This is a genomic window from Acinetobacter sp. ACIN00229 (assembly GCF_016106645.1).
Classification (GTDB): domain Bacteria; phylum Pseudomonadota; class Gammaproteobacteria; order Pseudomonadales; family Moraxellaceae; genus Acinetobacter; species Acinetobacter oleivorans.
This window is the reverse complement of sequence record NZ_JADWOM010000001.1, coordinates 187,599-211,240: the sequence shown is the minus strand read 5'-3', so window position 1 is coordinate 211,240 and position 23,642 is coordinate 187,599. Positions and strand designations below refer to the sequence as shown.

The 23,642-nt window shown below is 39.1% G+C and carries 25 protein-coding genes; 14 read left to right on the top strand and 11 right to left on the bottom strand.

The window, feature by feature from the left end; genetic code table 11:
• Positions 1 to 244: 244 nt before the first annotated feature.
• Together I7H67_RS00925 and I7H67_RS00920 are read right to left on the bottom strand one after the other, a co-directional pair.
• The gene (locus tag I7H67_RS00925; protein WP_004793961.1) at positions 245 to 1,570 is read right to left on the bottom strand and encodes a hemolysin family protein; all 1,326 of its coding nucleotides are present in this window, start codon (positions 1,568 to 1,570) and stop codon (positions 245 to 247) included.
• A gap of 112 nt (positions 1,571 to 1,682) precedes the next feature.
• Positions 1,683 to 2,672 carry a LysR family transcriptional regulator gene (locus I7H67_RS00920; protein WP_004703082.1) on the bottom strand — a complete coding sequence of 330 codons (990 nt, stop codon included), beginning with the start codon at positions 2,670 to 2,672 and terminating at the stop codon, positions 1,683 to 1,685.
• A 587-nt stretch (positions 2,673 to 3,259) separates the two neighbouring features.
• Here I7H67_RS00920 and I7H67_RS00915 point away from each other — a divergent pair.
• Positions 3,260 to 4,864 carry an isocitrate lyase gene (locus I7H67_RS00915; protein WP_005303365.1) on the top strand — a complete coding sequence of 535 codons (1,605 nt, stop codon included), beginning with the start codon at positions 3,260 to 3,262 and terminating at the stop codon, positions 4,862 to 4,864.
• A 58-nt stretch (positions 4,865 to 4,922) separates the two neighbouring features.
• On the opposite strand, the gene I7H67_RS00910 is transcribed toward I7H67_RS00915, so the two are convergent.
• Both I7H67_RS00910 and I7H67_RS00905 read right to left on the bottom strand, forming a co-directional pair.
• Positions 4,923 to 5,393 carry a copper resistance protein NlpE gene (locus I7H67_RS00910; RefSeq protein WP_192836516.1) on the bottom strand — a complete coding sequence of 157 codons (471 nt, stop codon included), beginning with the start codon at positions 5,391 to 5,393 and terminating at the stop codon, positions 4,923 to 4,925.
• A gap of 187 nt (positions 5,394 to 5,580) precedes the next feature.
• Positions 5,581 to 5,904 (bottom strand): hypothetical protein, encoded by a 324-nt coding sequence (locus tag I7H67_RS00905; protein WP_005042208.1) that lies wholly within the window; start codon positions 5,902 to 5,904, stop codon positions 5,581 to 5,583.
• Positions 5,905 to 6,105: 201 nt separating this feature from the next.
• Here I7H67_RS00905 and I7H67_RS00900 point away from each other — a divergent pair, with 201 nt between their 5' ends.
• From I7H67_RS00900 to I7H67_RS00865, 8 genes are all read left to right on the top strand, one after another.
• Positions 6,106 to 6,981, top strand: a complete 876-nt coding sequence (locus I7H67_RS00900; protein ID WP_198306851.1) for an urease accessory protein UreD — start codon at positions 6,106 to 6,108, stop codon at positions 6,979 to 6,981.
• 100 nt (positions 6,982 to 7,081) lie between these two features.
• Positions 7,082 to 7,384 (top strand): urease subunit gamma, encoded by a 303-nt coding sequence (gene ureA, locus I7H67_RS00895; protein WP_002117495.1) that lies wholly within the window; start codon positions 7,082 to 7,084, stop codon positions 7,382 to 7,384.
• A gap of 11 nt (positions 7,385 to 7,395) precedes the next feature.
• Entirely contained in the window at positions 7,396 to 7,704 is a 309-nt protein-coding gene (locus tag I7H67_RS00890) for an urease subunit beta (RefSeq protein WP_013198608.1), read from the top strand.
• Positions 7,705 to 7,741: 37 nt separating this feature from the next.
• Positions 7,742 to 9,442: an urease subunit alpha gene (gene ureC / locus I7H67_RS00885; RefSeq protein WP_005303373.1), complete on the top strand. Its 1,701-nt coding sequence runs from the start codon at positions 7,742 to 7,744 to the stop codon at positions 9,440 to 9,442.
• Between the two features lie 73 nt (positions 9,443 to 9,515).
• Positions 9,516 to 9,998 (top strand): urease accessory protein UreE, encoded by a 483-nt coding sequence (gene ureE / locus I7H67_RS00880; RefSeq protein ID WP_198306850.1) that lies wholly within the window; start codon positions 9,516 to 9,518, stop codon positions 9,996 to 9,998.
• On the top strand, positions 9,985 to 10,650 hold the full coding sequence (locus I7H67_RS00875) for an urease accessory protein UreF (protein ID WP_016138901.1): 666 nt from the start codon (positions 9,985 to 9,987) through the stop codon (positions 10,648 to 10,650). The genes ureE and I7H67_RS00875 overlap by 14 nt, the downstream gene beginning before the upstream one ends.
• 24 nt (positions 10,651 to 10,674) lie before the next feature.
• Positions 10,675 to 11,289, top strand: a complete 615-nt coding sequence (gene ureG / locus I7H67_RS00870; RefSeq protein ID WP_002117800.1) for an urease accessory protein UreG — start codon at positions 10,675 to 10,677, stop codon at positions 11,287 to 11,289.
• Positions 11,290 to 11,298: 9 nt separating this feature from the next.
• The gene (locus tag I7H67_RS00865) at positions 11,299 to 11,868 is read left to right on the top strand and encodes a HupE/UreJ family protein (protein WP_198306849.1); all 570 of its coding nucleotides are present in this window, start codon (positions 11,299 to 11,301) and stop codon (positions 11,866 to 11,868) included.
• Between the two features lie 41 nt (positions 11,869 to 11,909).
• Here I7H67_RS00865 and rsmD read toward each other — a convergent pair whose 3' ends face one another.
• Both rsmD and mrdA read right to left on the bottom strand, forming a co-directional pair.
• Positions 11,910 to 12,461 (bottom strand): 16S rRNA (guanine(966)-N(2))-methyltransferase RsmD, encoded by a 552-nt coding sequence (gene rsmD, locus I7H67_RS00860; protein ID WP_198306848.1) that lies wholly within the window; start codon positions 12,459 to 12,461, stop codon positions 11,910 to 11,912.
• Positions 12,461 to 14,479 (bottom strand): penicillin-binding protein 2, encoded by a 2,019-nt coding sequence (gene mrdA / locus I7H67_RS00855; protein WP_191899604.1) that lies wholly within the window; start codon positions 14,477 to 14,479, stop codon positions 12,461 to 12,463. The genes rsmD and mrdA overlap by 1 nt, the downstream gene beginning before the upstream one ends.
• A gap of 235 nt (positions 14,480 to 14,714) precedes the next feature.
• Between mrdA and I7H67_RS00850 the strand changes: the two genes are divergently transcribed.
• From I7H67_RS00850 to I7H67_RS19825, 4 genes are all read left to right on the top strand, one after another.
• Positions 14,715 to 15,233: a hypothetical protein gene (locus tag I7H67_RS00850; RefSeq protein ID WP_004793942.1), complete on the top strand. Its 519-nt coding sequence runs from the start codon at positions 14,715 to 14,717 to the stop codon at positions 15,231 to 15,233.
• A gap of 61 nt (positions 15,234 to 15,294) precedes the next feature.
• Positions 15,295 to 16,608, top strand: a complete 1,314-nt coding sequence (locus tag I7H67_RS00845) for a membrane protein (protein ID WP_004793941.1) — start codon at positions 15,295 to 15,297, stop codon at positions 16,606 to 16,608.
• Between the two features lie 86 nt (positions 16,609 to 16,694).
• A complete protein-coding gene (gene adk, locus I7H67_RS00840) occupies positions 16,695 to 17,348 on the top strand; it encodes an adenylate kinase (protein ID WP_005303386.1) in 654 nt (217 codons plus the stop codon).
• Positions 17,349 to 17,419: 71 nt separating this feature from the next.
• Entirely contained in the window at positions 17,420 to 17,557 is a 138-nt protein-coding gene (locus tag I7H67_RS19825) for a hypothetical protein (RefSeq protein WP_013198601.1), read from the top strand.
• A gap of 37 nt (positions 17,558 to 17,594) precedes the next feature.
• On the opposite strand, the gene nth is transcribed toward I7H67_RS19825, so the two are convergent.
• Positions 17,595 to 18,284, bottom strand: coding sequence for an endonuclease III (gene nth / locus I7H67_RS00830; RefSeq protein WP_198306847.1), 690 nt, complete (start codon positions 18,282 to 18,284; stop codon positions 17,595 to 17,597).
• Positions 18,285 to 19,076, bottom strand: a complete 792-nt coding sequence (locus tag I7H67_RS00825) for an RnfABCDGE type electron transport complex subunit B (protein ID WP_198306846.1) — start codon at positions 19,074 to 19,076, stop codon at positions 18,285 to 18,287.
• A 272-nt stretch (positions 19,077 to 19,348) separates the two neighbouring features.
• On the opposite strand from I7H67_RS00825, the gene gdhA reads away from it, so the two are divergent.
• A complete protein-coding gene (gene gdhA, locus I7H67_RS00820) occupies positions 19,349 to 20,752 on the top strand; it encodes an NADP-specific glutamate dehydrogenase (RefSeq protein ID WP_198306845.1) in 1,404 nt (467 codons plus the stop codon).
• Between the two features lie 54 nt (positions 20,753 to 20,806).
• Here gdhA and I7H67_RS00815 read toward each other — a convergent pair whose 3' ends face one another.
• The 3 genes from I7H67_RS00815 to rlmH all read right to left on the bottom strand — a co-directional run bounded on the left by I7H67_RS00815 (position 20,807) and on the right by rlmH (position 23,455).
• On the bottom strand, positions 20,807 to 21,916 hold the full coding sequence (locus tag I7H67_RS00815; protein ID WP_198306844.1) for an META and DUF4377 domain-containing protein: 1,110 nt from the start codon (positions 21,914 to 21,916) through the stop codon (positions 20,807 to 20,809).
• A gap of 170 nt (positions 21,917 to 22,086) precedes the next feature.
• Positions 22,087 to 22,863: a DODA-type extradiol aromatic ring-opening family dioxygenase gene (locus I7H67_RS00810; protein ID WP_198306843.1), complete on the bottom strand. Its 777-nt coding sequence runs from the start codon at positions 22,861 to 22,863 to the stop codon at positions 22,087 to 22,089.
• Positions 22,864 to 22,975: 112 nt separating this feature from the next.
• A complete protein-coding gene (gene rlmH, locus I7H67_RS00805; protein ID WP_004793934.1) occupies positions 22,976 to 23,455 on the bottom strand; it encodes a 23S rRNA (pseudouridine(1915)-N(3))-methyltransferase RlmH in 480 nt (159 codons plus the stop codon).
• Positions 23,456 to 23,642 lie beyond the last annotated feature (187 nt).

Below are 23,642 nucleotides of genomic sequence, written 5' to 3'. Positions count from 1 at the left end.
CATAAGTTCTGAGGCAATGTAAATTGGGACTTAACTCTTAGTGGTAATTGATATATATGGATTATTCTATTATTTTTCAGTATTTAAGATTTAATATAAATGATGATTTAAATAATATTGCTTTTAAATTAAAAGAGCAACTTGAATTTATGAATCTAAAATAATTATTACACATATTTGAAAAATTTATTTAGATTTAAAAAATACCCCACATAAAATTGTGAGGTATTTAAATTAATATAAATCAGTTGTCATCAATTGATGAATGTACTTCAGTTTGTTCTAAAATTCGAGTTACAAGAAGTTGGTCAATTTTAAAATGATCGACATCGACTACTTCAAACTTGTATCCACCAAATTCTACAAAATCTGCCGGACGTGGAATTTTGCGCAGGCGGTACATCATGAAGCCTGCTAAAGTTTCATAATTTTCTTCATCAGGCATTTCATCAATTTCAAGCGCGTGTCTTAAGTCATCAATTGGTGTGCTGCCATCAATTAACCATGAGTTGTTGTCACGTTTAATGATTTGTTGCTCTTCATCAATTGGAGTGACCCAGTCGCCCATAACCGTAATCATAATATCGCTTAAAGTAATAACACCTACGACAAGCGCATATTCGTTTATCACAACCGCAAACTTTTCTTTTGTAGAGCGGAAGCGATCAAGTAATTCCGAGAGGGTTAAGGTGTCAGGAATCATCAAGACAGTACGAATGGTTGATTCATTCAATTGAGTTGGAGATTGGTTGTTTAAAATGCGAACAAGAAAGTCTTTGGCATCGACGTAACCAATGACTTGATCAATATTTTCATTACATACCAAAAATTTTGAATATGGATACTCTGCTAATTTTTGGCGAATGCTATCTTCATGTTCATTTAAAGTGAAATAAACAACATTTTCACGTGTAGTCATGCTCGAAGGTACGTTACGTTCTTCTAATTCAAAAACATTCTCAATAAAGTGATGTTCTTGTTTCTGAAGTACGCCTGCTTGAGCACCTGCATCCATTACTGCTGAAATATCATCAAACGTAATGTTGTCTTCTCGCGTTGTATTCACTTTAAACAAACGGAATAGCAGGTTGGCAATTGCATTAATTCCCCAAGCTAAGGGTTTGCAAATCTTAATAAAAACCTGAATTGGGTTAATAACACTAATTGCAATTTTTTCAGGTGCAATCATAGCCAAACGTTTTGGCATTAGATCGGCAAATAAAATAAAGAGTGAGGTTACTAAGGTAAAGGAAAGGGCAAAACCGATCGTTTGTGTCCAGGGACCTGTATAAAAGCGGTCCACTAAAGTGACGAAATAAGGACGAAAAGCAGCTTCACCCAAAATACCGCCTAAAATTGCAACTGCATTTAGACCAATTTGAGAGGCTGCAAAAAAGTCAGCAGATTGTTCTTGTAAATCTAGTACTTGTTGGGCGCGTTCTTCACCCGCTTCGGCTAGAATTTTTAGTTTAACTTTTCTGGCACCTGCTAGTGCAATTTCAGTTAAAGATAAAAAGCCTGCTCCGATGATAAGCAGTACGATGATAATGATATTTTGAAAGAGACTCACAAATCACCTGAGGTTCATCATTATTATGACTATGTTTTAACATAAAAAAGCGCTGAGGTAATCAGATTGATTGCTCAGCGCTTGAAGATAGGACAATTAAATTAAAATTTATTTAATAGTGAGAAAATTGTGAATTATTGGTTAGAAATTCACGGTTTTCTTCTTCAATCATTTGACGAGCAACAAATAAGATAAGTTGGCGCAGCCAGCGATGAGCAGGGTGATGATGTAATAACGGACACCAAGCCATTTTAAGTTCGAACTCTGGAATATAAAAAGGAGGATCCTTTATAACCAGTTTAGGATTCTGTGTTTGTAGGCGTGCCATGCGTGTTGGTAATGTAGCAATAAGATCTACATTTTGAGCAAGTAATGCAGGCATTTGGTAGTGGCGAGTAAATACAGAAATTTTACGACGTTGACCAATACGTTCTAATGCTTGATCAATCCAGCCTAAACCACCTTGTTTGTCGGGGTTTACACCAAAACCTACACCCATACCTGTTTTAGAAACCCAGATATGTTGTGCATCTAAATAGCTTTTTAAATTTAAATGAGTCACAGCAGGATGTTTGTCGTTCAGAATACAACTGAAACTATCGCGCCAAACTAAAACCTGATGGAAACTTTGCGGTATTTCATTAAATCTATTAATTGCAAGATCAACTTTACCTTGCTCCATATCTCTATAAGACACATCACTCGGTGTAAGAAAATCAAGAACAACGTTTGGAGCTTCAGAGCGGAGCGCTTTGACAAGACGAGGAACTAAAGTTGCCTCAGCATAGTCAGATGTCATAATGCGGAAAACGCGATTACTTGTATAAGGGCGGAATTCGGTACGGGGTTCCAAAATCATGGAGAGATCAGAAAGGGCATCACGAATACGAGGCTGTAATTCAAGTGCACGTTCTGTTGGAGTCATGCCTTCGGACGAGCGGATAAGAAGAGGGTCATTAAATAAATTACGCAAACGACGTAAAATATTACTCATTGCAGGCTGAGTTACCCCAAGCTGTTCGGCTGCGCGTGTAACATTTTTTTCACGAAGAAGTACATCAAGATATATTAATAGATTAAGATCTACTCGCTCCAGATTCATAAAAAAAATACCGAAAATAAAACCCTGAAATTGTTTCAAATTATGCCATATCTAATAACTATTGTGTGAAAAAATGATGAGAAAAACGACATTTTTTGTAGGAATTAAGTAGGGGTGGGAGGTGCTTCAAAGGCTCGATTTTATTGTCTTTGCTGCGTTTTTAAGTATGAAGGAGATAAATAGAATATATTTATATATAACTAACTACTTTCTAGCATGTAAATTGACTTTTTACATTGGCAAAAATAGCCTAATTTACAATTGACTTTTTAAATTAAAAATGGCTGGAAAAACTTCAAAAATTGTATAAAAATAAGACTTACTAGGTTTTTAGAATAAAATTCTATACTCCTTTAGAATAATTTTATTTTTATAAACAAAGTGTTAATGTTTTTGGTTTTATCTATAATATCGATTTATCGGTATATTTTTTAAATAAATACTGAAGATTAATAAAGGATATTGGATTAATTGATTGGCTAAGTCTAAGCTGTGTTCATGACGAAGCAGCTGGTGTCATAAGAAATTTAAGTACATGACTCTAGGCTTCAATCGATGAAATCCTAAAATGAATACAGGACAATATCATGACTACATATCAAACAGCGATTGATGCAATCCGCGAACTAAAAGCAAAATTCGGTAGCACTTGGCGCGATATTAGCCCAGAAGATGCTGCACGTATGCAAATGCAAAACCAATTCAAAACTGGTTTAGATATTGCTAAATATACAGCTGCGATTATGCGTCGTGATATGGCTGCTTATGATGCTGACTCTAGCAAATATACTCAATCATTAGGTTGCTGGCACGGTTTTATCGCACAACAAAAAATGATTGCGAACAAAAAATACTTCGGTACGACTGAACGTCGCTATATCTACCTTTCTGGTTGGATGGTTGCTGCTCTTCGTTCAGAATTTGGTCCACTTCCTGACCAATCTATGCACGAAAAAACTTCAGTACCTGCATTAATCGAAGAAATCTACACTTTCTTACGTCAAGCTGACGCAAAAGAATTAAACGATTTATTCCGTGCGCTTAAAAAAGCAAACGAAGCTGGTGATACTGCTAAAGCTGCTGAAATCACTGCTCAAATCGACGGCTTCCAAACTCACATTGTGCCAATTATTGCTGACATCGATGCTGGTTTCGGTAACGAAGAAGCGACTTACTTACTTGCTCGTAAGATGATTGAAGCTGGTGCTTGTGCGCTTCAAATCGAAAACCAAGTATCTGATGCTAAACAATGTGGTCACCAAGCTGGTAAAGTAACTGTTCCACACGAAGACTTCATCGCTAAAATCCATGCATTACGTTATGCATTCTTAGAGATGGGTCTTGATGACGGTATTATCGTTGCGCGTACTGACTCTGAAGGCGCTGACTTGACTCAAAAAATCCCAGTGGTTAAAGAGCCAGGTGACATTGCTTCTCAATACATCAGCTACTTAGATACTGTTGAAATTGACATTGCTGATGCTCAAGAAGACGAAATCTTGATCAAACGTAATGGTAAATTACACCGTCCTAAGCGTTTAGCTTCTGGTTTATATCAGTTCCGTGCTGACACGCAAATTGACCGTGTTGTACTTGACTGTGTATCTAGCCTTCAAAATGGTGCTGACCTTCTTTGGATCGAAACTGCGACTCCAAACGTAGAAGAAATCGCACACATGGTTAACCGTGTTAAAGAAGTTGTTCCAAATGCTAAGCTTGTTTATAACAACAGCCCATCATTCAACTGGACTTTAAACTTCCGTCAACAAGCTTACGACCGTTGGGTTGCTGAAGGTAAAGACGTTTCTGCATATGACCGTGCTAAATTAATGAGCGCTGAATATGATAATACTGAATTAGCTGCTGATGCAGATGCTAAGATCCGTACATTCCAAGCAGATGCTTCTCGTGAAGCGGGTGTGTTCCATCACTTGATCACACTTCCGACTTACCATACTGCTGCTCTTTCTACACATGAGCTTGCACAAGGTTACTTCGGTTCTGAAGGTATGTTGGCTTATGTTGCTGGCGTACAACGTAAAGAAATCCGTGGTGGTATCGCTTGTGTTAAACACCAAGCAATGGCGGGTTCTGACATCGGTGATGATCACAAAGAAATCTTCTCTGGTGACAACGCTCTTAAAGCACATGATGATGCTAAAAACACAATGAACCAATTCGCAGCTCACTAAGAATTGATTTCAAAAGAAAACCCGCTCACATGAGCGGGTTTTTTTATATTAAAAATAATTATTTTTTCAAAACATAATGCTCAGCTAAAGAGCCTTCAATTTTCTTACCTTCCATATCTAAAGCAGTTGCCGTATTTTCACCAATAAAAAATTTACGGTTTTGTCCTTTATCATCTAACGTAATGACTGAAGTATTATCTTTGTCAAAAGTAAATGTACCATGGGTTTCAAATGGTTTCTTATCACCTTTGCCAAGATAAGTTTCAGTCAATTCATAAGTTTTATCATCTTTTAACTCTAAATCAGTTTTGATGCCTTCACAGTCCGCACATGGAAGAGTGCCTTTATATGTGCCATTCCAATCTAGTGAGTTTTCAGCTGTATGAGCAGTATCTACTGCATTGTTATTCGCTTCAGTAGTTTGTGCTGGAGTAGAGGCTTGTGTCGTTGTATCGGCTTTATTTTCGTTTTTGCTACAAGCAACAAGAAGGGCACTTACAAGTGCAACTGATAATAATGTTTTTTTCATGATGATCTAAACCTCGGAAAATAAATAAAAAAGCAAATAACAGGCTATGAAATATAAGAGCTTAATAAAAGTTTAAGTATGTAATTTAATTTTAACAAAAGGTAAAGTGAGTAAATTTTGGAATAATTATTAAAACAAAAATAAAAAGCAGGTATCCACTAAAACGATTTAATGAATACCTTATAAATTAGGGTTGCGCTGAAACTCCACCTAGAGAGTCACATGCTGATTTATAGAGTTGGTATTGTTGCTTTAAAACTTCATCTAGCGGCATGTCGAATAATTCTTCACCATTTTTGTAGCTTTCTACGTATGAAGTTGCTTTTTCTTTGCTTACCGCTAAAGATTGCTGGTAATAAGAATTAATCGAGCTTGTCGCAAGCTGGCTTGTCTCAACATTTTTACATTCGAAATTGTGCAGGATTTTTTCTGCACGTTTGACCTCACTAGATTGGCCAAAAATACACCCAGTTAAAAAGACAAGTGGGGTTAACACGAAAAAAAGTTTCATGGAGAGCAAGTATAGAAGCAACGGTGGGCGCTATTGTATAAACAATTCCATAAGTTACTGTGGTTTTATGTTAGACATTGATGATTTTTTAACTTATTAAAATCGAAAAATTGTATCTAATTTTATCAGTGGGCTTATTTTCATATTTGGTGCGTATTTTGCTTATAACTTTAAGCACTTATTTTGAACATATGAACCAGAATGAATCAGGTACAAACGTTTTCAAAAAACTCTTTAGCACCATTTTGGTATGCACAATTAGAGCTCGGATTTTGTTTTGAAAATTCACGCACCATAATGAGTCATAGAAAGCATCATGGCCCCGTTAGGGTGCAAAAAATGCTCTGGCCTGAAAGAACGGGTGTATGTCATGCCATTATTGTTCATCCTCCAGCAGGAATTGCAGGAGGAGATCATCTGACGTTTGAAATTGAAACCAAAGATCAAGCTCATGCGGTAGTAACTACTCCGGGTGCAGGGAAATGGTACAAAACCAATGGTAAGCAAGCTTTTCAACATATTCACTTGCATGTGAAAGATCAGTCCATTTTAGAGTGGGTTCCACAAGAAACGATGCTGTTTGATGGAGCGTTAGCACATTCAGAAACTCATATTCACCTTGATTATGCTGCGAGTTTTATTGGCTGGGATATGTTGGTGCTTGGGCGACAGGCACGTGCGGAGCGCTTTGTTCATGGGAGTTATCACAACCAGTTTAAATTATGGCGAGAACATAAGTTATTGGTTGCAGATACATTGTATTTTGAAGGAGGAGATCGTTGGCTGAGTTCATGTTTGGGGATGAATAATCAAGCCGTAATGGGAAGTTTTTGGGCCGTCGCTCCCGAGAAGTATCGCTCAGCTTTTTATTTAGAACAGCAGTTAGAACTCATTCGTGAATTGATGATGCGTATGCAAGCACCTGTCACATTAACATTATTGGATGATGTGGTTTCGGCTCGTTTTCTGGGAAATGATGTACGACATTGTCATGATGCTTTTGCGGCTATACGGGCAAGATTAAGACGCTATTGGTTTGATTTAGATGAAGAATTTCCAAGAATCTGGAAAACTTAAGTTACGTTAAATTGCGTATTTAAAAAACAGTCAATACAAGTATGCTACTTTTGAGCACGTATTTTGCTTAAACAATATAAATGCAATTTAGGAAAGAGAAATGGAACTCAATCCAACGGAAAAAGATAAGTTACTCATTTTTACTGCAGGTTTAGTGGCTGAGCGTCGTAAAGCGCGTGGATTGAAACTGAATTATCCAGAAGCTATTGCTTTTATTTCAGCAGCTTTACTTGAAGGTGCACGAGACGGTATGACGGTCAGTGATTTGATGCATTACGGCACTACCTTATTAAAGCGCGAAGATGTGATGGATGGTGTGCCAGAAATGATTGCTGAGGTCCAGGTCGAGGCAACTTTTCCAGATGGCTCGAAATTAGTCACAGTCCATCAGCCAATCGTATAAAAGGAACGCTTATGATCCCCGGTGAAATCATTACTCCAGATGCTGATATTGAACTGAATGTTGGGCGACAAACTTTAAAAGTTGTAGTTGCCAACATTGGTGATCGACCTATTCAGGTGGGTTCTCATTTTCATTTTTATGAAGCAAATGATGCATTACAGTTTGATCGCGAAATGGCGAAGGGTTTTCGACTGAATATTGCAGCTGGTACAGCAATTCGTTTTGAACCGGGACAAACTCGAGAAGTGGAGCTTGTTGCTTTGGTTGGCAAACGAGAGGTTTATGGTTTCGCAGGTCGCGTCATGGGCAAGTTAGATTAAACATAACAACGATAATGAAAGAGATGAGTAATAAGTTATGAAAATGTCACGTCGTGCATATGCTGAGATGTTTGGTCCAACGGTTGGTGATCGTATTCGTTTGGCGGATACAGAGCTCTTTATTGAGGTTGAGCAAGATTTAACGACTTATGGTGAAGAAGTTAAATTTGGTGGTGGAAAAGTTATTCGTGACGGGATGGGGCAATCACAGCTTTTAGCTGATGAAGTTGCTGATACGGTTATCACCAATGCTCTAATTGTGGATTGGTGGGGAATCGTAAAAGCTGATGTTGGCTTAAAAAATGGCCGAATTTGGAAAATAGGAAAAGCTGGAAATCCAGATATTCAACCAGACATTACGATTCCTTTAGGGGCTGCAACAGAAGTGATTGCGGGTGAAGGACAAATTCTAACAGCAGGTGGTATTGATACCCACATTCACTGGATTTGTCCTCAACAAGTTGAAACTGCGTTAATGTCAGGTACAACAACCATGGTCGGTGGCGGTACAGGACCAGCAGCCGGAACCTCTGCAACGACAGTAACTCCAGGGCCTTGGCATATTGCTACTATGTTACAGGCCATTGATGATTTGCCCATGAATATTGGTCTATTAGGCAAAGGAAATTTGAGTTTACCTGACCCAATTCGTGAGCAAATTAAAGCTGGAGTAATTGGCTTAAAGCTGCATGAGGATTGGGGTTCAACACCTGCTGCTATTGATAACTGCTTGAGTGTGGCGGACGAGTTTGATGTGCAGGTAGCGATTCATACAGATACTTTAAATGAAAGCGGTTTTTTAGAAGAAACTCTAGCTGCATTTAAAAATCGTACGATTCATACATACCATACCGAAGGTGCGGGTGGTGGGCATGCACCTGACATTTTAAAAGCGATTGGGCAAAGTAACGTATTGCCGTCTTCTACTAATCCAACGCGACCTTATACCATTAATACCATTGATGAGCATTTAGATATGCTCATGGTTTGCCATCATTTAGACCCAGCAATTGCTGAAGATATCGCTTTTGCAGAAAGTCGTATTCGCCGTGAAACCATTGCAGCCGAAGATATTCTGCAAGACTTAGGCGCAATTGCCATGATGTCATCGGACTCTCAGGCGATGGGACGCGTAGGTGAAGTGATTTTACGTACTTGGCAAACTGCCCATAAAATGAAAATTCAACGTGGTCCTTTAGAGGGTGATAATGAGTTTCATGATAATAATCGGGTTAAACGCTACATTGCTAAATATACGATTAATCCAGCAATTACCCATGGCCTAAGTCATGAAATCGGTTCGATTGAAGTCGGGAAACTTGCTGATTTAGTGTTATGGAAGCCAGCCTTTTTTGGTGTGAAACCTTCGATGATTATTAAAGGTGGCATGATTGCAGCAGCACCGATGGGTGATATTAATGCTTCAATTCCAACCCCTCAACCAGTGCATTACCGTCCAATGTTTGGTGCCTATCCACGTGGTGTACATAACACTTGCATTACCTTTTTATCTCAAGCAGCGATTGATGAAAAAGTTGCTGAAAAATTAAACCTGAAGAAGCTAATTAGTCCGTGTAAAAACACACGCGAAATTAGCAAAACTGACATGAAACACAACACATATTGCCCTGTCATGCATGTACATCCCGAGACTTACGAGGTACGAGCTGATGGTGAGTTATTAACGTGTGAACCTGCTGATGTATTACCCATGGCTCAGCGTTATTTCTTGTTCTGATGAGTTTTATCGAGGTGAATTACCTCATTAATTTATACAACATGAATGAAATAAATAAGGAGAGAAGAGCTAAATGAAAATTTATACACAACGCCTTGAACATATTTCTACTGATCAAGCATTTGAAACGGTTGAACTGACTTTTGATACCCGCCAAAAATCCCGCTTTCGGGCGACTTTAGCGAGTGGTGTAGATATTGGCGCTGATTTACCACGTACTGGCATTTTGCGTAGTGGTTCATATATTGCAACTCAACAAGGTGATGTACTACGTGTAGATGCAAAGCCTGAACGTTTGATGCAAGTTAGGGCAGCAAGCGATTTTGATTTGCTTAAAGCGGCTTATCACTTAGGTAACAGACATGTGCCATTAATGTTGACGCCTACTGCTTTATATTTTGAACCTGATCATGTGCTTGCAGAAATGGTAGAAGGACTGGGGCTTGCAGTCTCAGAAACTGATCATCCGTTTGAACCTGAAAGTGGTGCCTATGCACAGCATAGTCATGACCACCGCTTAAGCCCAATCAAAGCTTTGCATCATGTCCATTCATAACGCAGCGCAATTACTTCAATTGCTGACATTGTCTTCTACGGCATTGCCAGTTGGAGCATATTGCTATTCACAAGGTGTAGAAACAGCCATCGATATTGGCTTAATACACGATGAAGCCTCGGCAATTGCTTATTTTGAAGAAGTGCTGGAAATGCTGTTAGTACGGTTTGAGCTACCCGTATTAAAACGACTCATGCAACATCATGATGATCAAGATCAGTTTCTGATTTGGGCAAATTTATATAAGGCAAGTCGTGAAACTAAAGAGCTTTTGGCAGAGTCTCAACAGCTGGCATTTTCTTTGAATGCGTGGATTAGAGATGTTTTAAAAAAACCTGTTGAAGTTAAAAAGCAGTTTGGTTTTGTGCCTGTCTATGCACAGCTCTGTGGTCGACTTGGGCTTAACGATGTTGATGTGCTCACAGCTTATACCTTTACCGTTTTAGAAAATCAGGTTTTAGCAGCAGTAAAAACTGTTCCTTTAGGGCAAATGGCTGGACAAAGAATTTTATGGCACTTACATGGTTTGGTGCCCCAAGCTGTGGAAAAAGCTTTGCAACTTGTTGATGAGCAATTGAGTAGTGCTTTACCCCGTTATGCGATGCTGAGCATGAAACACGAAACACAATATTCAAGGTTATTCAGATCTTAAGTTTAGGAAAGAAGGATAAAAATCATGACAGAACGTAGTCCATTACGAGTTGGAATTGGCGGACCGGTAGGTTCGGGTAAAACTGCGCTTACACTTAATTTATGTTTAGCCTTACGTAATAAATACAACATGGCTGTGGTGACAAATGATATTTACACCAAAGAAGATTCAAACTTTTTAACCCGTAACGAAGCGATGTCGCCAGATCGTATTGTGGGGGTAGAAACAGGTGGTTGCCCTCATACGGCAATTCGTGAAGATGCTTCAATTAACTTGGCTGCAATTGATGATTTGTGTGAAAAGTTCGAAGGCTTGGAGCTTATTATCATTGAAAGCGGTGGCGATAATTTAGCTGCAACATTTAGTCCGGAGCTTTCTGATTTAACTCTATATGTGATTGATGTCGCAGGCGGAGAAAAAATCCCTCGTAAAGGCGGGCCTGGTATTACTAAGTCAGATTTACTGATTATTAATAAAACAGACCTTGCACCAATGGTCGGTGCGAATCTTGATGTGATGGATCAAGATGCGAAACGGATGCGTGGAGAAAAGCCATTCTTATTTTCAAATATGAAAACCCAAGATGGTCTTGAAGAAATCATTCAATTTATCGAGAAGCAAGGGCTGTTTAAAGCTTAAGGAGAGATTATGAACTTCATTAAAAAATGGGGCATAGGGCTCCTTGCATTATTGCCGGCACTTGCAATGGCACACCCAGGACATGATCATGAACATTCGGGTTTTATAGCGGGTTTTATTCATCCATTTACTGGCTTAGATCATTTAATCATGGCTTTGGCTTTTGGTGTTCTACTCTGGTCGGCAGCTAAGCAATGGAAAATTGCAGGTGTCATAACTTTAAGTGTAACCCTCATTATTGGCTTTTTAATCGGTGCTCAAGGCTTAGTCCCTGTAAATGTTGCTGAATATGGAATTATTACTTCTTTAGTCGTTACAGCAATTGCACTATGGACAAAATCAAATCGGATTTTACCTATCGCTGCGGCATTGCTTGCAAGCTTTCATGGCATAGCGCATGGTGTTGAATTAGCACACTCAGGCCATGTCGTTGCATTAGTAATGGGTATGGTTTCAGCTATGGCTTTAATTTATTGTGGTGGCTTAGCATTGGGTGCTGCACTTACACGATATGTGCCATATGGCAAAAAAATTGTTGGCGCCTGTGCAGCAGTTGTTGCAGTGATTGGATTAAGTTAGTCATAACTTTGAAAGTAAAAGGTAGCATTAGGCTACCTTTTTTATTCAGCTACTTTTTGATAAAGCCCTGCGTGAACAGTACCAGCTTTCGTTGTTTTAACTTGTTGCCATGTTGAAGGGAGGAGAAGTTGAGATAAATCTCGATCAGCTTCAACATAAATATACCCATTCTTTTTAATATGGGGTTCTGCCAAGTTTGAAAGTTCTTGCCATAAATCTAGGCTATAAGGTGGGTCTAAAAACACAACATCAAACTGTTCTTTTAAACGGGGTAAAGCTTGCTGAGCAGTCGCATTGATTAAATGACAGTTTTTGGCTTTTAATAGCTCAACATTATCTTTTAAAAAACGTGCCTGAGTTTTGTCTGGTTCAATCATATAAACTGATGCAGCACCACGCGACAATGCTTCAAAACCTAATGCGCCAGAGCCTGTGCAAATATCAAGTACATGCGCATTTTGAATATCCCACATGAGCCAGTTAAACAGAGTTTCGCGTACTCTGTCTGGTGTTGGGCGTAAGCCCTCAATGCTAGCGAAGGGAAGTACTCGTCTTTTCCATTCGCCACCAATAATGCGTAATTGATTCTTCATTATTCATCGACCTCATTGGTTGCAGGGCGAGCTGGTGTAGCCTGTGGTGTTGAGGCTGCGGGTGCAGTTGAAGTAGCTGATGCTGGAGTAGAGCTAGCAACTTCGCCACCGCTTGATAGCTCACCTGGCTTAATTCCAGCGGTCATTAGTCCACCATTGACTTGATGGTTTGCTGGTCGGACTGGGTTTTTCTTACGAGTTAATAACCAGTAATCAAAAATAGGTCTTGCAAGTTGAGCAGCAGAACCACCATGACGACCATTTTCCCAAATCACGGCAATCGCAATTTCTGGCTTATCAGCTGGTGCAAATCCAACGAATAAACCATGGTCAAGTTGGCGTTCGCTTAGGGCTGCTTCATTGTAGCGTTTACCCTGTGCAATACTTTTAACCTGCGCAGTTCCTGTTTTTCCTGCAATTTGATAGAGAGGTGTACGAATGCCTCGACCAGTACCTGATTGAATTACATCAATCATGGCATCGCGCATTTGAATCCAGTCTTCATCTGTTCCGTTGAAGTTGATTTTGCCATCAGGTGCATTACGTACAGTAAATGGTTTTGCACCATGCGTTGCACGTAAAACATGAGGGGTGACATGAGAACCATGATTGGCTGTAATTGCAGTCGCCATAGCAAGCTGTAACGGTGTAGCAGTAAATGCACCTTGACCAATACTCACCGAAATCGTTTCACCTTTCATCCATTTGGCTTTGCGAGTACGCATTTTCCATTCAGGATTTGGGTAAAGACCTTCACTTTCACTTGGTAGATCGACACCTGTTTTTTGACCGAACCCAAATTGACGCATCCATTGGTTCATTTGATCAATACCCATTTGATGGGCAAGAATATAAAAATAGGTGTCACATGACATAATGATGGCTTTATGCATGTTTACGATACCGTGACCAGTTTTTTTCCAGTCGCGGAACTTATGCGAATCGCCAGGTAAGTGGAAATAGCCTGGGTCAGAAATGGCTGTTGACCAGTTTACAATACCGTAGTGTAAGCCGCCCATCGCTTCCATTGGTTTAATGGTAGAACCTGGAGGGTATGCACCTTGTACCGCACGGTTATAAAGCGGTTGATCTAAATTATCCCGTAAGGAACTATAATCTTTATGATTAATACCCGTCACAAATAAATTAGGGTTGAAGCTTGGGCTAGATACTAAAGCCAGAATTTCACCCGTACGAGGATCGATAGCAACAATGGCACCACGACGGCCTGCGAGCTGTTGAGATGCAACAACCTGTAAACCATAATCTAAAGATAAATAGAGGTCATTGCCACGAGTAGGATCTTTACGGCCTAAATGGCGCAATATGTTACTGTGAGCATCTGCTTCAACAGATTCATAACCTGGTGTTCCGTGTAGCAAATCTTCATAGCTTTTCTCAACGCCAATCTTTCCAATCAGGTTGGTTCCAGCATATAAATCTTTATCAATACTTTTTAATTCTTTATCGTTAATACGCCCTACATAACCAATCACATGAGCAAATAACTCACCGTGTGGATAGTAACGGGTCATCTGTGTTTCGATTCTTACGCCGGGAAATTTATATTTAGCTTCACTGAACTTGGCAATATTGGCTTCGGTTAGATTAAGTTTAATTGCGACACGTTCAGTTTTTCGAGCAGTTTTTATACGACTTTTGAAACGGTCAATATCTTCTTGTGTTAAATCTAAAATAGGCTGTAGCTGCTCAACAACACCATCCACATCTTCTACATCGGTTTTACTTAAAGTTGCTGTAAAAACAGGATAGTTATCTGCCAGTAATACACCATTTCGGTCATAGATATAACCACGAGCAGGTGGAAGTGGTTGCAAGCGAATTCGGTTTTTATCAGATGCTGTAGAAAATTCGTCGTAGTGAAAAATTTGCAGATAAGCGTATCGGCTAATCAGCACTAATAAGCAAACGATAACAAGACCTACGGCAAAAAAGATTCGTCCTCGATAAATGCGCTTTTCTTGCTGGATATCTTTTAAAGGAAAGTGCTGCTTCATAAGGATCGACTTAATGACATAGGGTAGAAAAATAGCTGCTTATTCTAACGCAAGAGCGCTTAAAATATTGCATAATTTTCAAAGTTTCCGTGCATTTCGATAAGATACGTTTTGACTTTGCAGACAACAAAATTGTAGATACTTGTATATAAGAAGCAAAATAATTCTGTTAAAGTCTCTCATTCAATAGAATAGGGTTGTTCTCACCATACGATTAGGGAAAATGGAGAAAATAATGAGAAAAATTTATCCCTTACTTGCAGTTTTGACGGTAAGTAGTTGGGCTCATGCTCAAGACTATTCGTTTCTTCCAGAAGCAAAATTAGCAGGCCATACTGCATCTACGTGGAATGTGGGTGCCGGTTTTACACAAAAATTATTACATTTAAACGGCGAATGGGTAAACCCTTATGGTATTGCCTATGCCAAAGTTGGCGCATTTTTGAATGGTGACAAAACTGCTGGTGGCCAAGTCGGGTTTCGATATCCGTATTATCTTACTGGCACAGATAAAAATGGTTACTATATTGGTTTTTATGCTGGGCATCTCGATAGTAAAGAGGTCGATGGTGATTATAAATCCCGTTTAGGCGCTGGTGTCGATTTGGCCTATGTATTGTTGAATTCAGAAAGAATTAGTACTTTTAGTGTGGGTATTGGCGCGGCGGAAAAACTAACTGACCAGAATGGGGCAGTTGCTGCGGATACTAAACCACAGATTCAATTTTCTTATTCTCTAAGTTTTGGTTTATAAAACAAAGCAGTTTATCGTTAACTCGCCATAAGCAGAGCACAAATAAATACGAGAGTCTTACATGTTAGAGTACGTCAGCGGATTGTGGCAGACCTTTTTACACAGACCTGATTTTTGGGCCGTTTTGAGTATCATTCCAGTCACTGCCTTTGTTACATGGGCACACGTTTGGATGGCTTTGAAAATGGTGTTTTACCCAATTAAATTTTGGGGATTCCATTTAGGTCCATTACCAGTAGGTTGGCAAGGTATTGTGCCACGTAAAGCTGGACGTATCTCGGGTATTATTACTGACAATACATTATCTAAGTTAGGTTCATTGCGTGAATTTTTAGAGGCAATGGACCCTGAAGATATGGCACGCATTATTGGTGAGCAGGTTGGATTTGAACTTGAACATCTGATTGATGAAGTCATGATCGATCGTAATGCTGTTCTTTGGGAAAATTTACCTTATTCGATTAAACGCCGTATTTATGCGCAGGCGCATAAACAATTACCAGGGGTATTAAGAGAATTAGTGACTGAGCTGACCATGAACGTCGAGTCACTGGTTAATATGCGTGAAATGGTAGTGAGCCAAATGGAAGGTGACCGCCGTTTAATGGTACGTATGTTCTTAAAAGTTGGGCAAAAAGAAATCAACTTTATTTGGCATATTAGTGCTTTAATTGGAATGTTCTTTGGTATTTTCCAAATGATTGTTTGGTTTGTCGTACCTTGGCACTGGACTGTACCGTTTTGGGCTTCAATTTGGGGCTTTTTAACGAACTGGATTGCGATCTGGATGGTATTTAATCCGATTGAACCACATTATATTCGTTACCCACAGATTTTTAGACTAACAAAAGATCGTAAGTTCCCTTGGATTGTACCTGTTCTTCGAATTGGGACTTATAATTTCCAAGGTGCTTTCATGAAGCGTCAAGAGGAAGTCTCTGATGTGTTTTCAAGCGTAGTAACAGAAGATTTAATTACGTTAAAATCGATTATGACCGAAATGATGTATGGGCCGCGTAAAGATAAAACTCGCCGCATTGTGAAGCGTCATATTAACGAAATTATGGAAACACCGTTAGTTCGTACATCTTTACAGCTTTCTTTAGGGCCAAGAGAGTACGCAAGATTAAAGACGGACTTGATTGATCGATCAATTGAAATTACGATGGGACCCGTATGTGACCCAGCGCTGAACGCAAGCCGGGCACAGAAGATTTTTCAAATGTTTAAAGAGCGTATTCGCGAACTGACACCAAAAGAGTTTCAGAATTTATTGCGTCCTGCATTTCAGGAGGATGAGTGGATTCTTATTGTACTAGGTGGGGTAACCGGATTTATTGCTGGTACAATACATTTGTTTGTGGCTTTCTTATAATTCGACGTCGGGCAGGATCTATTGAAGATTAACGAGACTTTTTCTGCCGGACTTCATATTCATTGTTTTAAATGAGGATGTTTTTTATGCGCATTATTTTACTCGGACCACCTGGAGCAGGCAAAGGGACTCAGGCTCAGTTGATCTGTAAGCGCTACAATGTCCCACAAATTTCAACCGGTGATATGCTCCGTGCTGCAATTCGTGAAGGTACTGAATTAGGTCTAAAAGCTAAAAGTGTAATGGAATCTGGTGGTTTGGTTTCAGATGAACTTATTATCGGTTTAGTAAAAGAACGTATTGCTCAGCCTGACTGTGTAAATGGCTGCATTTTCGATGGTTTCCCACGTACGATTCCACAAGCTGAAGCTTTGGAAAAAGAAGGGATTAACATTGATCACGTGATTGAAATTGATGTTCCTGACGAAGAAATCGTACAACGTCTTTCTGGTCGTCGTCAGCATCCAGCTTCTGGCCGTGTTTATCATACAGTTTACAATCCACCTAAAGTGGAAGGTAAAGATGATGAAACTGGTGAAGATCTTGTTCAACGTCCAGATGACCAAGAAGAAACAATCCGTAAACGTTTAGCTTCTTATCATACAGAAACTGAGCAATTGGTTGGATTCTATCAAAGCCGTGCTGCATCTGGTGAGAACGCACCGACTTATGACAAGCTTGATGGCTTGCGTACAATTGAAGATGTACAAAAAGATTTGTTCAACATCTTAGACAAATAATTTAATATTGTTTGTGATAATGAGCCCTCTTTGTGAGGGCTCTTTTCTTTCATTCAGTGCAGGAGAACAATATGAAAATCATATTGATTTTGGTGGTATTGCTAAGTCTGGCACTCGTTATATTTTTAAGTTATCAGAGCTATAAAATGCTTAGACAGGTACAAAAACAAGCAAAAGAAGGGCGTAACGAGAAAAAACGTCTAAAGTAAGATTGACTGGGTATATTACCTATACCCAACCATATTTTTAAGCTTCAATATTTTTAATAGCAATTTGCTTTTGTGCACCAAATTCAAAGCGATCAGGCCAGTTGCAAACATCTGCAACTACACATTCAGCACATTTAGGTTTACGGGCGATACAACAATAGCGGCCATGCAATATGAGCCAGTGATGTGAATCTAAAATAAATTCTTTAGGAATGACCTTAATTAAACGGTGTTCAACTTCAAGTACATTTTTACCTACGGCTAAACCAGTTCGATTTCCCACTCGGAAAATATGGGTATCGACAGCCATAGTCGGTTGTCCAAAAGCTGTATTTAAAACAACATTTGCGGTTTTACGTCCGACACCCGGTAAAGCTTCCAAGTCTTTTCTGTTGCTTGGAACTTCTCCGTTAAATTGTTCCATTAAAATCTTACAGGTCTTAATGACATTGTCGGCTTTAGCGTTGTAAAGGCCAATTGTTTTAATATATTCCTTTAATCCATCTACGCCTAAGTTGTAGATTTTTTCGGCTGTATTAGCCACAGGGTAAAGTTTATCAGTTGCCTTATTCACACTCACGTCGGTTGCTTGAGCTGACAACATAACTGCAATGAGTAACTCAAAAGAAGATGAGTATTTTAACTCGGTTTGAGGAGAGGGCCGTTGTTCACGAAGGCGTTCAAAGAAAATTTGAATCTGCTTTTTCGTCATATTTTTGACAGCCATTCAGACCTCCTGTAATTGCATGAGTTGCTGTTGTAGTTCTTCGAGTTGAAGACGTTTTTTAGCATCTTCACGTACACCTAGCTGTTTTTCCAGTTTCTTAATTTGTGTACGAATTTTAGCTAACTCAATTGTAGTTTTAGCATCAGTTGGCACAGTCTCTTTAGGTTTCTCAATGAGTTCAATTGAAGGTAATTCATCAAGTTCCTGAGAAAACTGCGCAAACAGTTGAGTATCTATTTCAGCACGTACCACTGGACCTTTACGGTGACTGCGACGCTTTTCTTCACGCTGAATGTGAGAGTAATAACGTTGTCTTAAATCATTTTGCTCTGCAGTACGTTGTTGTTCATTTGGTAAAGCTTGCGTGTCTTCAATCAAATCAATGCAATCTACGGGACATGGTGGAATGCATAACTCACAACCTGTACATAAGTCAGTCAAGATGGTATGCATGAGCTTACCACTGCCAATAATAGCATCTACAGGACAAGCACTAATACATTTGGTGCAGCCAATGCATTCATCTTCACGAATAATTGCCTTCATTCGCTGTGGGCGGCCATCTGTTTGTATAGGCCATACACTTCTTTCAGCAATTAACGGAGAGCGATTTAATAGATTTGCGAGTGCATCAGCAACAGGTTGTCCACCTGGAACACATTTATTTGCTTCTTCACCTTCAGCAATCGACTTTGCGTAGGGTAGACATCCATCACGATATCCACATAGACCACATTGTGTTTGTGGTAATAACGCATCAATCTCGCGTATGAGAGAAATAGATGAATTCATAGTGGGCAAATAGCTTGGTTAAAACGATGCGATAATGAAGAAAAAGCTAAGTAAGGTCAATGGATTTTAACGAATTTATCGGGTTTTTAATTGACCTAAAATGTCGCTAATTCTGCACAATAATAGATCAATAAAAGTGAAAAGTTAAATGACTATTTCTTATCTTTAAGTAGTTTTTCTAAAAATAAGTTTTTGATAATTAAGGTTAATAAAATAATTTAAAATAACTATTGTTAAAATTGATGGAAAGGGATTTAATATTTTGCTGCTAAATGATGCATTTTATAATGTATTGCACCAATTTAATTCATTACTATGCTGAGGACCGTGCATTGAAATATAACAACCTGAATGAATTCCTGAATTACGTGCAAGCGCGTGATCCGCATCAACCTGAGTTCTTACAAGCTGTCGAAGAAGTCATGACGAGTTTGTGGCCATTTATTGAAAAAAATCCGGAATATGCAGAGCAGGGTTTGTTAGAACGCTTAGTTGAACCTGAGCGTGTGATTCAATTTCGTGTTTCATGGATGGATGATCAAGGTCAGACTCAAGTTAACCGAGCTTTCCGTGTTCAATACAATTCAGCAATTGGTCCATTCAAAGGGGGAATGCGTTTCCACCCATCGGTCAATCTATCAATTTTAAAATTTTTAGGTTTTGAGCAGACTTTTAAAAACTCACTTACCACTTTACCAATGGGTGGGGGGAAAGGTGGTTCAGATTTTAACCCTAAAGGTAAATCTGATGCTGAAATTATGCGATTCTGTCAGGCATTAATCATTGAGCTTTATCGCCATTTAGGACCAAATACTGATATTCCTGCGGGTGATATTGGTGTGGGTGCGCGTGAAGTCGGTTATATGGCAGGCATGATGAAAAAGCTGAGTAATGACACCGCTTGTGTCTTTACCGGTAAGGGAATTTCATTTGGTGGTAGCTTAATGCGTCCTGAAGCAACTGGCTATGGTACGGTTTATTTTGCAGAGGAAATGCTCAAAGCACGTGGACAATCTTTTGCTGGTAAAACTGTTTCAGTATCTGGCTCTGGTAACGTTGCACAATATGCAGCAGAGAAGGCCATGTTCTTAGGGGCAAAAGTTGTTACTTTATCTGACTCAAACGGCACAGTTTATGTAAAAAATGGCTTTACAGATGAGTTGCTTGTTGAAGTCATGGAGCTGAAAAACGTTAAGCGTGGTCGAATTTCTGAGTTTGCTTCTAAACATGGTTTTGAATATTTTGAAGGAAAAACTCCTTGGCATATTCCTGTCGATATTGCTTTACCATGTGCAACGCAAAATGAATTAACAGGTGAAGATGCTAAAACGCTTATTGCAAATGGCGCAATTTGTGTGGCTGAAGGCGCTAATATGCCATCTACACTTGAAGCAGTTGAACACTTCATCGAAGCTAAAATTTTGTATGCGCCAGGAAAAGCATCTAATGCAGGCGGGGTAGCAACATCTGGTTTAGAAATGTCTCAAAATGCAATTCGTTTAAGCTGGACACATGCTGAGGTCGATGAACGTTTACATGCAATTATGAAAGACATTCATGCCAATTGTGTAAGATACGGTACTAAAGAAGACGGGACTGTCAACTATGTTGATGGTGCCAATATTGCAGGTTTTGTAAAAGTGGCTGATGCAATGCTTGCTCAAGGTATTTTCTAAAAATAGAAATAAAAAATCCGATGCAAAAGCATCGGATTTTTTTAGTCTAAAAACTTATTTTTTAGGTTTTTTAACTAATTCTTGCTCAACAACCATATCTAATACATCAGCTTGACTAGATTGATCTGCTGCTGGGTTTTTCACTTCAAAACGTTTTACACGTAAAATTACGCGTTGATCTGGATTGTGTTCAAAACCTTCAATTTGGCCATAATATAATGACCAGTTTTTGTCAGCGTAAGTTTTAACGCCTTTGTCATCATATTTAATTTCACGAACTTGCATACAAGTTTGTGGTGCAACACCAGTACATGATTTAGTTTGTGGAGCAACTTCTAGGAAAACAGTTTTTCCTTCAGATTGATATTTTGCTTCAGGTGTCATTTTACCAGTAAAGGTATATTTTTGACCTTGAGCATCAGATACCGTTAGTGTTGGTTGATCAACGTTTGTGGTATTGAGTTCAAACGGAACCGCACGTTTTTGGAAAAGGCTGCTAGAAAATTGTTCCTGTTTCATTAAAGCAGGTTCACACGCCATCATTGTTGACATTACATCAGCAGTTACGATGGTATTGTTTTCAACTTTCCAAGTTGTTCCTTGGCGGTTACAACCCGTTGCGATCGATAAACGGTCGTTAGTAAAGTTAAGAACGATAGGTTTTTTTGTGTTTTCAGGCTGATAAGACCAAGAGTAGTCTGTTAAAGCTTGAGTATTCACTGCTTTTTGACCTTGGAAAATATGCTTTTGACCAGTTTTGTCTGTCACGCTTAAAATCACCTGACCATTATTGTTGCTAATTTCGATTGGCAATTTTGCGTCACTAAAGATGCTATTCGACAATTGTTCTTGTTTCATTAAATCATCTTGGCAAGCCATCATTGTTGAAACAAGGTTAGAAGTAACAAGTTGGTTACCTTCAACTTTCCAAGTACCGCCTTGGCCATTACAACCTGTATTGATTGCTAATTTGCCATCTGCATTAAAGTTAAGGATAAGTGGTTTAGAAGCTTTTACATTTTGATAAGTCCAAGCATATTCACCTAAAGTGGCTGCAAGGTTTTGTTGTTGCTCAGATACAATTGGAGCAGGAGTATTGGTAACTGTTTGACACGCCATCAAAGAAAAAGGTAATAACGCAAGAATTAAATATTTAATTTTCATTTAAAAAAACTTCAAGTAAAAAAACAACAGCAATAAGCTTAAAACATTCTTAAAAAAAGAAAATGTAAACATTTGATTGTTTCGGTTTTTAAAATGTATAAGTTTGTAAGTTATTCTAATTTTCAACAAAAATAATGGTATACCCCGCGAAACGGGGTATTTGCTAATAATTAATCAAAACGATAGATATCCATGCCTAGCGAGCCCATTGTGAAGCTGCTGTGAACAATCGTAAAGCGATTGCCTGTACCCATAGCAAAAAACAATGGGGCAAAATGTTCTAAAGTAGGATGATTGCGTTTTACATAGGGCAATGATGGCCAGTCTAGTACGCCATCATAATCTTGATGGGTAAGTTTATTCACAACAGCATTTCTAAACGTTGAGGCCCATTCTGGAACTTTAGAGTTGTCTCCTTGCCAAGATAGCTCTGCAAGATTATGAGTGATACTGCCTGAACCAATGAGTAAAATCTGTTTGTCACGTAAAGGCGCGAGTGTTTGTCCTATGCGATAAATTTCTTGTGCGCTTAAATTGGTTGGCAAAGAAATCTCGACGACAGGAATGTCAGCATCAGGATACATATGCAATAGAGGCATCCATACGCCATGGTCACGAGGGCGCGTACTATTCGCATGAGCAACTAAATGAGCATCTGCCAGTAATTTTAAGATTTCTTCAGCAAGTTCTGGTTGCCCAGGGGCGCTGTAGCGAATTTCATATAACTCTTTAGGAAAGCCGCGGAAGTCATGCCATGTTTCAGGACGAGTCGAAATACTCACTTCAAGTGCTTTACTTTCCCAATGTGCCGACATCACAATGATTGCCTTAGGTGCTGGAAGATTAGCACCTAAGCGGTGTAGAGCAGGGCCTACTTGTTCTGGATCAAGTGCAAGCATGGGTGAACCATGTGAAATAAACAGTCCGGGAAGGGTTTGTAGTTCCATTGCATTACACCTGAGTTAAAAAGCAGAATAATAGTTATTATGCCAAAATCAGGACATGTTAAAAGTATCCTGATTTCAACGGATTGTTCCTGAAATGAAACGGTTGTTGTTTTTATGCACGGTGATAGGGATGATTATGATTAATAGTCATTGCTCGATATAGTTGCTCAATTAATAAAACACGTACCAAAGGATGGGGCATTGTAAGTTTTGAAAGTGACCAATGCCATGCGGCAGCTTTACGTACTTGATCTGATAAACCGTCTGGTCCACCAATAGCAAGTGCTACATCATTGCCTTCAAGCATCCACTGTTTCATGGTGTCAGCTAGTTTCTCTGTGCTGAGTTCTCGGCCACCGACTTCTAGAGCAATTAAAGTTTCATTCGGTTTTAAAGCATTTAAAATACTTTCACCTTCAATTTGACAATATTTTAAAATATCCGCTTCTGAATCATTCTTACCACGTTTGGCCATAGGAAGTTCAATGACTTGAGTTTGCACAAAAGGCTGAATACGTTTGAAGTAATCTTCAAAACCAGTGAGAACCCAAGCAGGCATTTTTTGACCAATAGTCAGAATACGAATTTTCATATTATCTATTCATTTAAAACAGCTGGCGCATTATACCTGAGGAAGAGATAAGTTCGTGGTAGTAAATAGGCATAAAAAACGCAGTCCAAAAAACGGTGTTGGACTGCGATCAAATGATCATCTGTCTGGAGTTCAGATGATCATAGAGAATAAAACAAGGCTATCTATAAAATAATAGATAGCGAAG